This is a genomic window from Methanobrevibacter sp. UBA417 (genome assembly GCF_002508845.1).
GTDB lineage: Archaea > Methanobacteriota > Methanobacteria > Methanobacteriales > Methanobacteriaceae > Methanobrevibacter_A > Methanobrevibacter_A acididurans.
Window position 1 is genome coordinate 1 of the sequence record NZ_DAZC01000005.1, and the last position, 14,228, is coordinate 14,228.

14 protein-coding genes and 1 tRNA gene are annotated in these 14,228 nt (G+C 28.6%); 11 read left to right on the top strand and 4 right to left on the bottom strand.

Annotated features, from left to right (window positions below):
• Positions 1 to 15: 15 nt before the first annotated feature.
• Positions 16 to 939, bottom strand: a complete 924-nt coding sequence (locus BP769_RS00640) for a branched-chain amino acid transaminase (protein ID WP_409198333.1) — start codon at positions 937 to 939, stop codon at positions 16 to 18.
• A 221-nt stretch (positions 940 to 1,160) separates the two neighbouring features.
• Here BP769_RS00640 and BP769_RS00645 point away from each other — a divergent pair.
• Positions 1,161 to 1,232, top strand: a tRNA-Val gene (locus BP769_RS00645).
• 157 nt (positions 1,233 to 1,389) lie between these two features.
• Here BP769_RS00645 and BP769_RS00650 read toward each other — a convergent pair.
• The gene (locus BP769_RS00650) at positions 1,390 to 2,397 is read right to left on the bottom strand and encodes a restriction endonuclease (protein WP_413824681.1); all 1,008 of its coding nucleotides are present in this window, start codon (positions 2,395 to 2,397) and stop codon (positions 1,390 to 1,392) included.
• A 170-nt stretch (positions 2,398 to 2,567) separates the two neighbouring features.
• Here BP769_RS00650 and surE point away from each other — a divergent pair, with 170 nt between their 5' ends.
• The gene (surE, locus tag BP769_RS00655; RefSeq protein WP_413824679.1) at positions 2,568 to 3,338 is read left to right on the top strand and encodes a 5'/3'-nucleotidase SurE; all 771 of its coding nucleotides are present in this window, start codon (positions 2,568 to 2,570) and stop codon (positions 3,336 to 3,338) included.
• 59 nt (positions 3,339 to 3,397) lie between these two features.
• Here surE and BP769_RS00660 read toward each other — a convergent pair whose 3' ends face one another.
• Positions 3,398 to 3,544, bottom strand: coding sequence for a hypothetical protein (locus tag BP769_RS00660; RefSeq protein ID WP_409198336.1), 147 nt, complete (start codon positions 3,542 to 3,544; stop codon positions 3,398 to 3,400).
• A 174-nt stretch (positions 3,545 to 3,718) separates the two neighbouring features.
• Here BP769_RS00660 and BP769_RS00665 point away from each other — a divergent pair, with 174 nt between their 5' ends.
• Positions 3,719 to 3,919, top strand: a complete 201-nt coding sequence (locus BP769_RS00665; RefSeq protein WP_409198337.1) for an LSM domain-containing protein — start codon at positions 3,719 to 3,721, stop codon at positions 3,917 to 3,919.
• Between the two features lie 53 nt (positions 3,920 to 3,972).
• On the opposite strand, the gene cobT is transcribed toward BP769_RS00665, so the two are convergent.
• On the bottom strand, positions 3,973 to 5,058 hold the full coding sequence (gene cobT / locus BP769_RS00670; protein WP_413824676.1) for a nicotinate mononucleotide-dependent phosphoribosyltransferase CobT: 1,086 nt from the start codon (positions 5,056 to 5,058) through the stop codon (positions 3,973 to 3,975).
• A gap of 158 nt (positions 5,059 to 5,216) precedes the next feature.
• On the opposite strand from cobT, the gene BP769_RS00675 reads away from it, so the two are divergent.
• The 8 genes from BP769_RS00675 (at position 5,217) to BP769_RS00710 (ending at position 14,152) form a co-directional block, all read left to right on the top strand.
• Positions 5,217 to 6,854 (top strand): bifunctional N(6)-L-threonylcarbamoyladenine synthase/serine/threonine protein kinase, encoded by a 1,638-nt coding sequence (locus BP769_RS00675; RefSeq protein WP_413824674.1) that lies wholly within the window; start codon positions 5,217 to 5,219, stop codon positions 6,852 to 6,854.
• 36 nt (positions 6,855 to 6,890) lie between these two features.
• On the top strand, positions 6,891 to 7,442 hold the full coding sequence (locus tag BP769_RS00680) for an XTP/dITP diphosphatase (protein WP_409198339.1): 552 nt from the start codon (positions 6,891 to 6,893) through the stop codon (positions 7,440 to 7,442).
• Positions 7,443 to 7,522: 80 nt separating this feature from the next.
• Positions 7,523 to 7,918, top strand: a complete 396-nt coding sequence (locus BP769_RS00685; RefSeq protein ID WP_409198340.1) for a 30S ribosomal protein S15 — start codon at positions 7,523 to 7,525, stop codon at positions 7,916 to 7,918.
• A gap of 19 nt (positions 7,919 to 7,937) precedes the next feature.
• Positions 7,938 to 9,245, top strand: coding sequence for a DHHA1 domain-containing protein (locus tag BP769_RS00690; protein ID WP_413824686.1), 1,308 nt, complete (start codon positions 7,938 to 7,940; stop codon positions 9,243 to 9,245).
• Positions 9,246 to 9,384: 139 nt separating this feature from the next.
• Complete coding sequence (locus BP769_RS00695; RefSeq protein ID WP_413824672.1) at positions 9,385 to 10,575, top strand: aconitase X; 1,191 nt, start codon at positions 9,385 to 9,387, stop codon at positions 10,573 to 10,575.
• Positions 10,576 to 10,622: 47 nt separating this feature from the next.
• Positions 10,623 to 10,886, top strand: coding sequence for a zinc ribbon domain-containing protein (locus tag BP769_RS00700; protein ID WP_413824670.1), 264 nt, complete (start codon positions 10,623 to 10,625; stop codon positions 10,884 to 10,886).
• A 229-nt stretch (positions 10,887 to 11,115) separates the two neighbouring features.
• Positions 11,116 to 12,585, top strand: a complete 1,470-nt coding sequence (locus tag BP769_RS00705; RefSeq protein WP_413824668.1) for a Mur ligase family protein — start codon at positions 11,116 to 11,118, stop codon at positions 12,583 to 12,585.
• Positions 12,578 to 14,152 carry a Mur ligase family protein gene (locus BP769_RS00710; RefSeq protein WP_413824665.1) on the top strand — a complete coding sequence of 525 codons (1,575 nt, stop codon included), beginning with the start codon at positions 12,578 to 12,580 and terminating at the stop codon, positions 14,150 to 14,152. Before BP769_RS00705 ends, BP769_RS00710 begins: the two co-directional genes overlap by 8 nt.
• Positions 14,153 to 14,228: the final 76 nt, after the last annotated feature.

Here is a 14,228-nt window from a genome sequence, read left to right on the forward strand (position 1 = left end):
TCAAAAATTATTTTATTATATATAATTTAACCAGTTGTATTTATCTTCTGTTTTTCCTTCAACTATTTCAAAGAATTTACTTTGGATTTCTTCAGTTACAGGTCCTCTACTTCCGATTCCAACTTGTCTTCCATCTATGGATCGTATAGGTGTGACTTCTGCAGCTGATCCTGTGAAGAATACTTCGTCTGCTAAGTATAAATCTTCTCTTGGTAATGGTCTTTCTATAACATCATAACCTAAATCTTTGGATATTTGCATTATACTAGCTCTTGTGATTCCATCTAATACTGAGGATGATAATGTTGGAGTGTATAATGTGTTATCTTTTACTAAGAAAATATTTTCCCCACTACCTTCTCCGATATGTCCAGCATAATCAAGTTGTATACATTCATCAAAGCCATTTTCTGTAGCTTCTATTTTAGCTAGTTGGGAGTTCATATAATTTGCTGCTGCTTTAGCTAATGTTGGTAATGTGTCAGGTGCTGGTTTTCTCCATGAAGATACGCCAACATTTACTCCATTTTTCATACCTTCTTCACCTAAGTAAGATCCCCATTCCCAAACTGCTATTGTGGTGTTAACTGGGCAGTTTAAAGGTGATACTCCTAGTTCTCCATATCCTCTATATGTTATAGGTCGAACATAACAAGATTTTAAATTGTTTATTTTTATTGTATCTTTGATTGCATTTGCAATTTCTTCTTGAGTGTATGGGATTGGCATTTTGTAAATTTTTGCTGAATTAAATAATCTTTTCACATGATCGTTTAATCTGAAAACTGCTGATCCTTTTTTATTATTATAACATCTTATTCCTTCAAATACTGCAGATCCGTAGTGAACAACATGTGATAATACGTGAATTTTTGCATCTTTCCAATCTACTAATTCGCCGTCCATCCATATTTTTAAATTTTTATCGTCCCATGCCATTTTTTCACCTTTAATTTATTATTTTGTAATTTTAAGAATTATCATTATGATTTATATTATTCAATTATTAAATAGATTACTATTCATTTATTATTTGTTTTTTCTCTGTTTTTTTCTAAATTTTTTTTGGTGGGTTTTGTTTTTTCTCTGTTTTTTCATGATTTTTTACTCCATAATAGTAACCTTTATATAGTATGTTAGATAAAGTATTGGTGTTGTATGGTTCCGTGGTCTAGGGGTATGATACCTCCCTTACAAGGAGGGGATCACGAGTTCAAATCTCGTCGGAACCACTTTTATACTTTTATTACTATTTTTATTATATTTTTAAATCATTGTTAGTTGTAACAAAATTTTTTTATAAAATAAGCTTATTTTTTGATATTTTTTAAAAATTTAAAAGAAAAAAAATTTAATTTTGAAAAAAAAGGATTATATTTAATTTTTTATTTATAATATTACGAGTAACATTAAAATAATTAATGAAATAAAGAATATAACAGTTCCTTTAACTAATATTTGAGCTCCATCTCTATCTACAAATAGTATAAGGCCATAAGATAAGGCTAATGCTACTAATAATTCTACAACTCCAGCTATACCTCCAGGTATGTTGGTTAAACTTATTAAAGCATATGATATTATATAAGATAATAATACAACTACAACAATTAAGAAGAGTGTGTTACTCCATATAGGTTTTAATTTATCTATTGTAGAAGGACCCTCTTTTTTAGGTTTATCTGAATTAAAATTAAATCTATTACTAGATTTTCCACTAGATCTTCTACTAGATTTTGCATTACTAAATAATGATTTAAAATTTGGAGAATCATTCCTATTTGTATTTCCTTTAAACAAACTATGTTTTGGAGTTACATTGTCGTCTTGACCAAAATTATCATTATTTAAAAATTCATTCACTGTTGCTTCATCTTCATAAGATAAGGGGGTACTGTCATCTTTAACAGTTTCTATAGTAGAATTATCATAATCTGTATCTAATAAAGGTTCACCATTATCATAAGTTGTTGGATTATCAAAAATTTCATCTTCATTTGTCTGTTTAGTAATCAAATTATTTGGGTTTTCAGTATGGTCTTTTTCTGAATATTTTTGAGCTAAAGCTGTTAATTTATTTCTGTCAACAAGTTTAATATTTCTATTTTTGGCATAATTTATTGCTTGTTTTGAAAAACTACTGCTTGTTACTACTGTAATTTTTGATGCTTTAAGTATATCACTAACTTCTTCCATTTGTCTTAAAATATCTGTCCCTACTTCAAATTCCTTTTCATAGTTTTTACAAGCTACAACTACTCCAATGTCACCCATGGAACTTGGAAGTACAGCATATATATCAACAATTTGTTTAGTGGTTTTAAAATTTTTATATACTTTAAAACCGGAGTCTTCCATAACTTTAGCAATAAAATTTATCAATTGTGGCTTTTCCACGATTTCACCTAGCTCTATTTAAATTTTTAAAAAAAATATTATCTTTAAAAAATAATTTTTAAAATAATAAATATTTAATTATTACTTTGCCTTTTTTGATATATAAAATATATTTTTTTCAATTTTTAATATTACAAAAATACTTATTAGTAAGAGTATAACTTTATATTATGACAAATATTTTAATTAGTAATGATGATGGTGTTTATGCATCAGGGATTTTAGCTGCAAAACACGCTGTTGAAGATTTAGGTGATGTTACAATTGTAGCTCCGTCTAATCAACAAAGTGGGATAGGTCGTGCTTTAACTCTTTTTGAACCCTTAAGAATTAACTCTTTAAATTTAAGTGATGGTACTCCAGCTTATTCAGTTTCAGGAACTCCTACTGATGCTATAACATTAGGTATTTTTGAATTATTAAATGAAAAACCTGATTTGGTTATTTCTGGAATAAATGTTGGACATAATACTGGTAAAGGAGAACTTACTACTTCTGGAACTATTGGTGCTGCTATGGAAGCTGCTGCTTTAGGTGTTCCATCTATTGCTGTTTCACAGGAAGTTTTATCCGGGACTATGAAATTTGAACGTAATGTAGAATTAGATTATTCAATAACTGAAAAACTTTTATATGAAATTTCTGAAAAAGTTTTAAAAAAAGGTTTGCCTAAAGGTATTGATTTATTGAATTTAAATGTTCCCTCAAAACCTTCTAGTGAAGAAATAATTTTAACCCGTTTAGGTGAAAGGATGTATATACCTCAAATTGATGTTAGATCTGATCCTAGAGGAAAACCTTATTATTGGATTGATGGATTACCTTATCAAGGTGAAGAAGAAGGGACTGATGGTTATACTTTAAAGATTTTAAATGCTCCTACATTAACTCCTTTAAAAATAGACTGTACAGCTGATTTAAAATCTTTAGAAGATTGGTGAAACTTTAAATTTAATAATAAAAATTGAATAAATTTTTTAAAATAAAATATAAGATTTTATTATTTAATATTTAATTCTTTTAAAATTTTATCTCTTTCTTTTTTTAAACCTTCTAATCTAGCTTCATCAGTACATCCATCTTTTTCTAACTTAGCTAATGTAGTTGTTATTGCTTGTAATGTTGTTTCTAATTGATTAACTGGCATTATTTTCCTCCTATTTTTTATTATTTATATATTTAAAAAAACTATCTTATATATTAATTGGTTGGTGTTATTACTAACATTAATTTTTTTAATTAGTAAAATGTAAATAAATTTATATAATAAGCTTAATAATATTATAAAAAATACTATTTTAATTTTAGGAGAATAAAATAAATGAATGATGATAGTTTTCAAGTAAGTAAACAATTTTCTGATTTTAAAGGTAAAAATGTTTTAATTGGTTTAAAAAATTGGGAAGAAATAGAAGGTAAAATAATCAGTATTGATAACTTTTTAAATACTGTTTTAGAATCTGAAGGAAATTTAAATGTAATCAAAGGTGGAAAAATAGCTTTTATATCTGTAAAAAAATAATTAATTTAAATTCATCATTATTTTGATGAATTAAATTTAATTTTTAATTTTAATTAATTTTCACATTCTTTTACTATAGCATTTCTTAATTCTTCAACATCATGTCCATGGGTAAGTGCTAAAAACATTGAACCTCCAGCACCAGCACCTTCTTTAACAAATCCTTTTAAATAATTTTTTAATCCACCATGATTGGTTTTTTCAAATCCTGGGTCCACTACATAAACTGGAATATTTTCATCGATTTGTTTTAAAATGTTAAATAAGTCTGCTGTTTCATCTTCTGCAACATAAACAGTAGTTGCAAGTGCAATTCTTGAAAAATCAAAGTCCGGATCTATTGTTTTAATTAATGCACACACAGCACACATTTGGGTTCCCCCTGCTAAAATAACAGGTTTATTGCTTCCCATTACCATTCCTGCCATTGCTGGTATTGTTGGGTCTCCAACTGCTTTTATTGCATCAAATGGGGATAGTATATCGGTTTCTGGATCATCACTTTCTGGATCAATTCCAGCATTTTTAAGTCCTTCGTTGACAGTTTCTATTTTTAGATTATGTGGATTTGTTGGTGTGCTTCCACTTACTTTAAAGTTTGCATCATATCCTAATGCTTTTAAAACTCCTAAGGCAGTTGTTGTTCCTCCAGGTATACTTTCTCCAATTGTTATATAATCATGAAGTTCAGCAAAATCCATTCCTAATTCTATAGAGTTATAGTAAATTTCTTCTGCATTTTCTACTGCATGGCCGGTTCTTATGTCTTTACCTCCTTCTTCTCCAACTTCTGTTGTTTGAATAACAGGTTTTATTTCACAACCAGCATTAATTATTATTAAGGGTATTTTACTTAAATTTAAAGAAGCTTTTGTTATGATTGCTGGAGTAGGTGCTGAATTTCCATCTACTACGGTTTCAGCCATATCATTTGTACATTTTACTTCTCCAATTGTTATTAATTCTGCATCTGCAGCAGGTGTGTATTTGGTTTTTTCTGGACTTGCACCTGCACCACTTATTCCTTCAATTTTAGATGTTTCTGTTGTTCCTATAGTGCAGACGAATACACAATTTCTTTTATTTTCTATTTTTTTAATTAAATTATCTGAGCCATAAATTTTTAATCCTTCAGTCAATTTTTTTACACTCCTTTTTATTAAAATATTAAGCATGTTTTTATAATTTTATTACTTATGAAATTCATACATATATTAATTAATTTAACTTTATATAAGTTTATTAAAAAAATTTTTTACTTTCAATTAATTTTATTTTTTTAAAGGAGTTTATTATTTTGATATCTTTAGGAATTGAGGGAACTGCAGAGAAAACAGGTGTAGGAATTGTTGATGATGAAGGTAATATATTGTCTTCAGTTGGAAATCAATTATTCCCAAAGGAAGGAGGTATTCATCCAAGGGAAGCTGCTGAACATCATGCTTATTGGATTCCTAAATTAATTCCTCAGGCTGTTGAAGAAGCTGGAATTGATTTAACTGATGTTGATTTTATTTCATTTTCTCAAGGTCCAGGTTTAGGTCCTGCTCTTAGAACTGTAGCTACTGCTGCTAGAACATTATCTTTATCTTTAAAAATTCCTATAGTTGGTGTTAATCATTGTATAGGTCATGTTGAAATAGGTAAATTAGATACTGGTGCTATTAATCCAGTTTCCCTTTATGTTAGTGGTGGTAATAGTCAAGTAATAGCATTTGAATCAGGAAGATATCGAATTTTTGGAGAAACTTTAGATATAGCAGTAGGGAATTGTTTTGATCATTTTGGGAGAGAAACTGGTTTAGGTCATCCTGGAGGTCCAGTTATTGAAAAATTAGCATTAAATGGTAGTTATGTTGATTTACCTTATAGTGTTAAAGGTATGGATTTTTCATTTTCTGGTTTATTAAGTGCTGCTTTAAGAGCTTTTAAAAGAGGGGTTCCTATTGAAGATATATGTTTTAGTCTTCAAGAAACTGCTTTTGGAATGCTTGTAGAAGTGACTGAACGAGCTTTAGCACATACTGATAAAAATGAAGTTTTGCTTTGTGGTGGAGTTTCAGCAAATTCTAGGCTTCGGGAAATGCTAAAAATAATGGCTGATGAACATTATGCTAATTTTTATATGCCTAATATGAAGTATTGTGGGGATAATGGGGCTATGATTGCATGGCTTGGGCAGTTAACCAATAAATATTTTGGGACTGTTGATATTAAAGATACTCATATCATTCAAAGGTATCGTACTGATGAAGTTGATGTTCCGTGGGTTAAAGATTATAAAAATAAAATAAACTTACCAAGTAATATTTTAGCTAAAGGTGCTGAATCAGATATTTTAGAAAAATCTTATTTAGGTGAAGATGCTATTTTGAAAAAGAGAGTGTCTAAATCTTACCGTGTAAAAGAAATTGATAATAAAATTAGAAAGATGCGTACTAAAAGTGAATCTAAGTTAATTAGTGATATTAAAACTTGTGGTGTTAAATCTCCTGTTCTTTTTGATGTTAATTTGGAAGATGAATCTATTTTGATGGAAAAAATTCATGGAAATTTGGTTAAAGATATTATGGATTCTTTAAGTTCTGATGATAGATTTAATTTAGCTAAAAAGATTGGATATAATATTGGTTTGATGCATAATAAAGATATTATTCATGGGGATATTACAAGTTCTAATATGATGGTTGATGATGAAGGTAATTTTGTTTTCCTCGATTTTGGTTTAGGTAGTTATTCTGATTTAGTTGAGGATAAAGCAACTGATCTTTTAGTTCTTAAAAAGTCTTTTCAAAGTATAGATTATGAAATTGCTAATGAAACTTTTGACTGGATTTTAGATGGTTATATTGGTAGTTATGAAGATGATTTAAATAAAAATATGATTTTAAATAAGATTAAAGAAATTGAATCTAGAGGAAGATATACTCATTAATTTAATTTTTTTAAATAATTTTGTAGGGTTAGTAATATGATAACATTTATAACTGGAAACGAACATAAAGTAATAGAAGCAGAGAATATTTTTAAAAATTTCGATATTGAATTAGAGCATATTGATTTAGGATACTGTGAACCTCAAGGGACTCTTGAGGATGTAGCTAAATTCGGTGCAAAGTATGCTTGTCGAAAATTGAATAAATCTGTTATTGTTGAAGATGCTGGTTTATTTATTAAGTCTTTAAATGGATTTCCTGGAGTTTATTCCTCTTATGTGCAGGATACTTTAGGAAATAAAGGTATTTTAAAGTTAATGAATGGTATCGATGACCGATACGCTGAATTCAGGTCAGTCATTGGGTATTGCGCTCCCAAGTCTGAGCCCAAGGTCTTTTTAGGGCGTGTTAAAGGTCAGATAGCTCTCGAAGAAAAAGGTAATCTTGGTTTTGCATTTGATCCTCTATTTTATGTAGAAGAGGAAGGTAAAACTTTTGGAGAACTTACAACTGAAGAGAAAAATCAGTTTTCACATAGAAAGAATTCTTTACAACAATTTATTGATTGGTATGTTAATCAACTTTAATGAGAATTAATATTAATTATAATCTATTTAATCTATTAAGACCGTTTTTTCAAATAAAAAAATTAATGAGGTAATTAAATATGTCCGTAGACTGGGTAACTTATTCAAATGAAGAAATCGAAGAACTTATTTTAAAATTTACTAAGGAAGGTAAATCTCCAAGTGAAATTGGTGTTACATTAAGAGATCAATATGGTATTCCTAGTGTTAAAGAAGTGACTGGTGAAAAAATCACTCAAATTCTTAAAAAGAATGGTCAAGGAACTGAATATCCTGAAGATATTATGAATTTAATTAAAAGAGCTGTAAATATAAGAGATCATTTAAAAGAAAATCCTAAAGATATTCATTCTAAAAGAGGTTTAACTATTATTGAATCTAGAATTCGCCGTTTAGGTGCTTACTATGTAAGTGAAGGTGATTTACAAGAAGGATGGAGATACGATCCAACAGAAGCAGCACTCCTTGTTAAATAAGTCAGGTAACGCTTGTGATATGCTGAAGAAGCATATCGAAAATGGGGACGTTATAAGATTAATATCTCATAACGATGCTGATGGAATTTCAGCTGCTGGTGTTATAGCTAATGCTATTCATGAAGAAGGGGGACAATTTCATACAACAATTGTTCCTCGTCTTAAATCAGATACTGTTAAGGATTTAGCTAAAGAAAAATATGAATTATTTGTATTTTCTGATATGGGTAGTGCTTGTTTAGAACAAATTAATCAATCTATCAAATCTGATGTTATTATAGCTGATCATCATCAACCAAGTGATGTTGAAGCTAATGATAATGTTGTCCATATAAATCCACATTTATTTGGAATTGATGGGAGTAAAGATTTGAGTGGTGCAGGTGCTAGTTATTTAGTTGTTAGAGATATGGATAAAAAACATTTAGCTTATCTTGCATTAGTTGGAGCTTTTGGTGATATGCAATGTCCTGATGGTTTTTCTGGTGTAAATCAAATGATTTTATCTGATGGTTTAGATTCAGGTAATTTAGAAATTCATGAGGATTTGAAAATTGTTTCTAAAACTCAGGAACCTATTTATAAATCATTAGCTTATACTTTAAATCCTGCCCTTCCAGGTTTAACTGGAAATTTAGAGGGTGCTATGGGATTTTTAGAAAAACGAGGAATTTCTTATGGGATTAAATTTGATCAATTAAGTGATGAAGAACGTGATGTTCTTAAAGATGAACTTATTAAATTAAATCCTGAAATTTTTGGTGATGTATATACTGTTCCTAAAGAAAATCCTGTTTTAAGAAATTTAGAAGAATATTCTATTTTATTGGATTCTTGTGGGAAAAACAAAAAATTTGGTTTAGGTATTTCAATTGCTTTAGGGGAAAGAGATAAAGCATTGAAAGCTGCTCTTAACCTTCAAAATAATTATCGTTCTGAATTGATGAAAGGAATGGAATGGATTACTCGTGAGGGTAGTGTTCCTATGGATTATATTCAATATATTTATAGTGATGATAAAGTTTTGAAAAGTGTTATGGGGACTATAGCTAGTGTGGGAATGTCTGCAAAGATTTTGCCTGAGGATAAGCCTATTTTGGCTTTAGCTAGACTTCATAATGATATTAAAATTTCTGGTAGAACTATTCGTCCTATGGTTAATAAGGGTGTTGATTTAGGTAAGGCTTTACAGGATGCATCAGCAAACTTTGGTGGTCAAGGTGGAGGTCATGATATAGCTGCTGGAGCTATGATTCCTTTCACTGCTAAAGATAATTTTTTACTTTTGGTAAATGATATTATTGAGCATCAACTAAATAATAATTAATTTATTTTTTATACTTTTTTTTAATACTATTTTTTAAAGTTTCATTTTTTTTGGAATAATTTTATACTTTTTAAAGATTATAATATATTTAGATGATTATACTTTTTTAATTTAAAAAATTTTTAGGAGTAATTTTTAGATGTTTTTAACTCGTGATGAAGAAAAGATGTGTAATGGTGAATATGGAGATACTGTTCGTAAAAGTATGGATATTTTAGTTGCATTAGGTGATATTTATGGTGCTGAAAAGTTTGTGGATATAAGTTCTGCACAGGTTTCAGGTGTTTCTTATAAAACAATAGGTCAAGCTGGTTTAGAGTATCTTGAAGATTTAGCTTCAGATAAAAGTGGTTATGCTAAAATTCCTTCTACTCTTAATCCTGCAGGTACTGATTTAGATAATTGGAGTGAATTAGGTTTTCCGGCTGATTTTGCTTCTAAACAAACTGATATTGTGGATGCTTATGGTCAATTAGGTATTTCAAAAACTTGTACTTGTACTCCTTATCTTATAGGTAATGTTCCTAGATTTAGGGATCATATTTCTTGGTCTGAGTCTTCTGCTGTTGCTTATGTTAATTCTGTTATTGGTGCTAGAACTAATCGTGAAGGTGGTCCTGGAGCATTAGCTGCTGCTATTGTTGGTAAGACTCCTTTGTATGGGTTTCATTTAGATCTGAATAGGGCTTCTACTTTGATTGTTGATGTTGGTGCAGATTTGAATGGTGCTGATTTTGGTGCATTAGGATATGCTGTTGGTCAAGTTGTTGGTGATGGTGTTCCTTATTTTAAGTTAAATAATGTTCCTACAAATAATGATTTAAAATCTTTAGGTGCGGCTTTAGCTTCTTCTGGTGCTGTTGCATTATATTATGTTGAAAATGTCACTCCTGAATTTGATACAATTGCATTAAGTAATGAAGTTAATGATAATATGACTGTTTCTACAGAAGATATTAAAGAAACTCGTGATAAATTGTCTACTGCTTCAGGTTATGCTGATCTTGTGTGTTTAGGTTGTCCTCATGCTTCTTTAGAAGAAATTAAAGATGTTGCTAATTTTGTTTGTGGTAAAAGTATTTCTAATGAACTTTGGATTTGTACTTCAATTAATGTTAAGGCTGCTGCAGATCGGATGGGTTATAATAAAATGATTGAAAATGCTGGAGGACATATAGTTCAAGATACTTGTATGGTAGTTGCTCCAATAGAAGACATGGGATATGAAAGTGTTGGTGTTAATTCTGCAAAGGCAGCTAATTATGTTCCATCTATGTGTGGTCTAAAAGTAATTTACAATGACTTTGAAAATTTGATAAAATTCGATTAATTTAATAAATCACATATTATATAATTTGATTAAGGGGAGGTGAAAAAATGGATTATGAAAATATGAAATTTTGCCAATCTTGTGCAATGCCAATAACCGAAGAACTTTACGGTTCAAATAAAGATGGTAGTAAAAATGAAGAATATTGTAAATATTGTTATGAAAATGGTGAATTTACAGGCGATATGACAATGGAAGAAATGATAGATTTTTGTGTTCCAAAAACAGTAGAAAATACTGATATGGATGAAGAATCTGCACGTAAAATGTTAAATCAAATGTTTCCTCAATTAAAAAGATGGAAAAAATAATATTTTTTTTATAAAACTATTTTTCTTTAATTTTTTATAATTAAATCATCAATATATAAAATTCTTTTTTTTCTTAAATTATTATATTATCCCATTTAAAATAAATTATTTAATTTTATGTCTAATTCAAAAAAATTATTATTAAATAATAGTTATGGCTAATATATTTATAATTAATATTAGTTTAATATAAAATTTCAATACATTAAATAAATGGAGATTAATAAAAATGAATTGTATCGTTATTGGAGCTGGAAATGCTGGACGTCCTGTTGCAAGATTATTAAATCATATAGGGCATGACGTGACAATTACTGATCCTAAAAAATTAGAAAATTTTCATGAAGATTTTCAAGGAAATTTATTAACAATGGAAAATGAAGGAGTAACTTTAGATTTAGGTAATTTAACACCTGATTTAAGTAAGTTTGATTATGTATATGCTGCACCAACATTACCTGATAATTCACCAGCAGCTATAGCTATTAAAAATTCTAATATAAAAGTAATTTCAAATGATGATTTTGGAAGAATAGTAAATAAATTAATTAAACCTGATATTATTGGAATAACTGGAAGTGTTGGGAAAACAAGTACAACACACATAGTGGATTCAATGTTTAGATCTGCAGGTTATAAAATATGGAAATGCTCCTCAATGAATCAAAATTTAGTAAGTGAAGTAATAGTTGATGGAATTATAAAGGGATTACCGGATAAAGCAGATATAGCTATATTGGAACTTCCACATGGAACTGCAGGATTAATGGGTGAATTAAATCTTAAAGTCGGAGCCTTATTAAATATTTACGCAGAACATTTATCCGAATTTGGTGGATCAATGGAACGATATATCCAAAGAAAAATGTTCATCACTAAACACAGTGAAAAATTAATCTCCAGTACTCAATGTAAAGATATTTTAAAAGATATTAGACCAGATACATTATATTATGGAATGATTAATAATTTACCTGATAATGAAAATACGGATTTATTCAAAAAATTAAATACAGATAAAATTTTAATAAGTGAAAATCAAGTCTGTAATTTTATAGGTGAAAGTGGTCAAAATTCCATTAAAATAGGATATAATTTTGAAGATAAAAATGATTGCTTTGAATCCGAATTTCATATGATGAGTTACTATTTTGAAAATGCACTAGCTGCTACAGCTATTGCTATGGCTTATGGATTAGATTTAAAATATATTAAACAAGGTTTAAAAAACTTTAAAGGATTAGCTGTTCATATGGAGTATATGGGAAATTATAATGGTCGTGAAGTATTTATTGATGCATCTTACTTAATTGAAGGTATGAAATCTACATTAGAATTTTTTGAAGATAAAAGATTGGTAGTTCTATTGGATAACTTTGATACCACAACAAAAAGGGATAAAAAAGAAACAGGAAAATTAATAGGTAAATATGCTGATGTAATGGTTGCTACAGGTTTTAATGAACCTTATCAAAAAGTTTTCATGGAACCTGCTAAAGAATTATTAAATGCTGCTTCTGATTCAAATGCAGAAAAAATACTAGCTGAAACAATGGTAGATGGAGCTGAAATGTGTATTAAATATTCACGTCCTGGAGATAATATTTTACATTTAGGTCCTCAATTAATGCAAAATTATGAAAGCGTACGAAATAAAATTGTTAAAGGTTTAGAAGAGGGTTGTAAAAAATATGAATAATATTGAATTAACAAGTTTATCTGATGAGGAATTATCTTCACTAAATTTAGATTCTAAAGTTTTTGGTGTCATTGGTGTTTGTGGTGTTGTTGGAAATTTAGTTGCTAGAATTTTAATGGATAGAGGATTTAATGTTATAGGAACAGACATGGCAAATGAAAAAGATTGTACATTTAAAAGTTCTTTTGAGGGTTATGATATAGAAATTTTTTATGGAGGCCATCCTGAAGAATTCTTTAAAAAAGTTGATTATATAATTCCACCTCCAAGTTTACCAAAAAAAGCTAAAATTTTTGATATTATTCAAGAAAAAAATATTCCTATTTTAAGTTTAGGAGATATTTTTAAATTATTCGCTCCAGATAAAGATGTAATTTGTATTACTGGTACTAATGGGAAAACAACAACTACCACCCTTTTAAAACATATTGCTTACTATGCAGGTTTAAAACCAGTGGAACATAATTTGAAGGGTATGCAAGGTAATAATGAGTTCATACCTAGTTTACAGAGCCGTCTTAATGGTGATGTTGCAATTTTAGAAACAGGAACAGATGGGACTCCTGGGGGATTAAATTCTATTGTAACACTTACTCAACCATCTTCTGGTATTTTAACTAATATCACTCCAGATCATTTATCTAATGATGCAAGTTTAATTGATTATGCTAAAGTTAAAGGTGAATTAGTTGAAGGTTTAATGAATAAACAATTAATTATAAATTCTGATGATCCAACTGTCATGGGCTTGATAAAAAATTTAAATTATCAAGGTGATTTAATAACTTTTGGTTTAGATGAAGAACCTGCTAAAGTAGGATATAAACCTTGTTGGTGTGGTAAAAATATTGAAATTCAAGAAATTATATCTGGAGTAGGTAAATATAATTGTAGTTGTGGTATTAAATATGAAAAACCGGATTATATTGCTAAAGAAATCTCTTTAAAAGATAAAAAATTTATAGTTTCCACTCCTGATGGTGATTATCCGATTCAAATGAGTATTGAAGGTTTACATAATGTTTATAATTGTTTAGGTGTTATTGTTGCTGCTCGTGAATTTTTAAATTTACCTTATGATGTTATTCAAGAAGCAATATCTACATTTAATGGTGTTCCTGGTAGAATGGAAATTATGGGTGATGTTAATGGAAAAACATTAATGGTTGATTATGCTCATAATCCTGCTGGGGTTGAAACTGTTTTAAGAGAATTGAAAAAGCTTTATGGTGATTTCACAGTTGTTATTACTGTATCTTCTGAATCAGGTCATGGTGGGGATGTTGAAATCCTTAAATATGCTTTAACTTATGCTAAAAATGTGGTTCCTGCATCTTATTCTGCTCGGGTTGTTGCTGATGAATTCATTAAACAAAATTCTGATATTATTGATCAAATTATTTTTACTGATATAGTACCTGAAAAATTTAGAAAAAAAACATTAGGTGCTACTAAAGAAGAAGTTTTTGAAGGTATTAAAACAGGATTAAAAACTAATGTTAATACTGTAGTAGCAATTGGTGAAGCTGCTATTAAATTTAAATCTTTAATAAATGATTTTAAGTAGAAAAAATTTATTTTTAATAAATATTTTTTTTCAAAATACTATTTTTTTATAAGTAAATATTTTACTTAAATTATTC

Bases quoted from the DNA above. Each gene is read 5' to 3' on its own strand.
- BP769_RS00685 (WP_409198340.1), top strand. From the start codon at position 7,523: ATGTCCGTAGACTGGGTAACTTATTCAAATGAAGAAATCGAAGAACTT.
- BP769_RS00695 (WP_413824672.1), top strand. From the start codon at position 9,385: ATGTTTTTAACTCGTGATGAAGAAAAGATGTGTAATGGTGAATATGGA.
- BP769_RS00640 (WP_409198333.1), bottom strand. From the start codon at position 939: ATGGCATGGGACGATAAAAATTTAAAAATATGGATGGACGGCGAATTA.
- BP769_RS00710 (WP_413824665.1), top strand. From the start codon at position 12,578: ATGAATAATATTGAATTAACAAGTTTATCTGATGAGGAATTATCTTCA.
- BP769_RS00690 (WP_413824686.1), top strand. From the start codon at position 7,938: ATGCTGAAGAAGCATATCGAAAATGGGGACGTTATAAGATTAATATCT.
- BP769_RS00680 (WP_409198339.1), top strand. From the start codon at position 6,891: ATGATAACATTTATAACTGGAAACGAACATAAAGTAATAGAAGCAGAG.
- BP769_RS00700 (WP_413824670.1), top strand. From the start codon at position 10,623: ATGGATTATGAAAATATGAAATTTTGCCAATCTTGTGCAATGCCAATA.
- BP769_RS00660 (WP_409198336.1), bottom strand. From the start codon at position 3,544: ATGCCAGTTAATCAATTAGAAACAACATTACAAGCAATAACAACTACA.
- BP769_RS00665 (WP_409198337.1), top strand. From the start codon at position 3,719: ATGAATGATGATAGTTTTCAAGTAAGTAAACAATTTTCTGATTTTAAA.
- BP769_RS00705 (WP_413824668.1), top strand. From the start codon at position 11,116: ATGAATTGTATCGTTATTGGAGCTGGAAATGCTGGACGTCCTGTTGCA.
- surE (WP_413824679.1), top strand. From the start codon at position 2,568: ATGACAAATATTTTAATTAGTAATGATGATGGTGTTTATGCATCAGGG.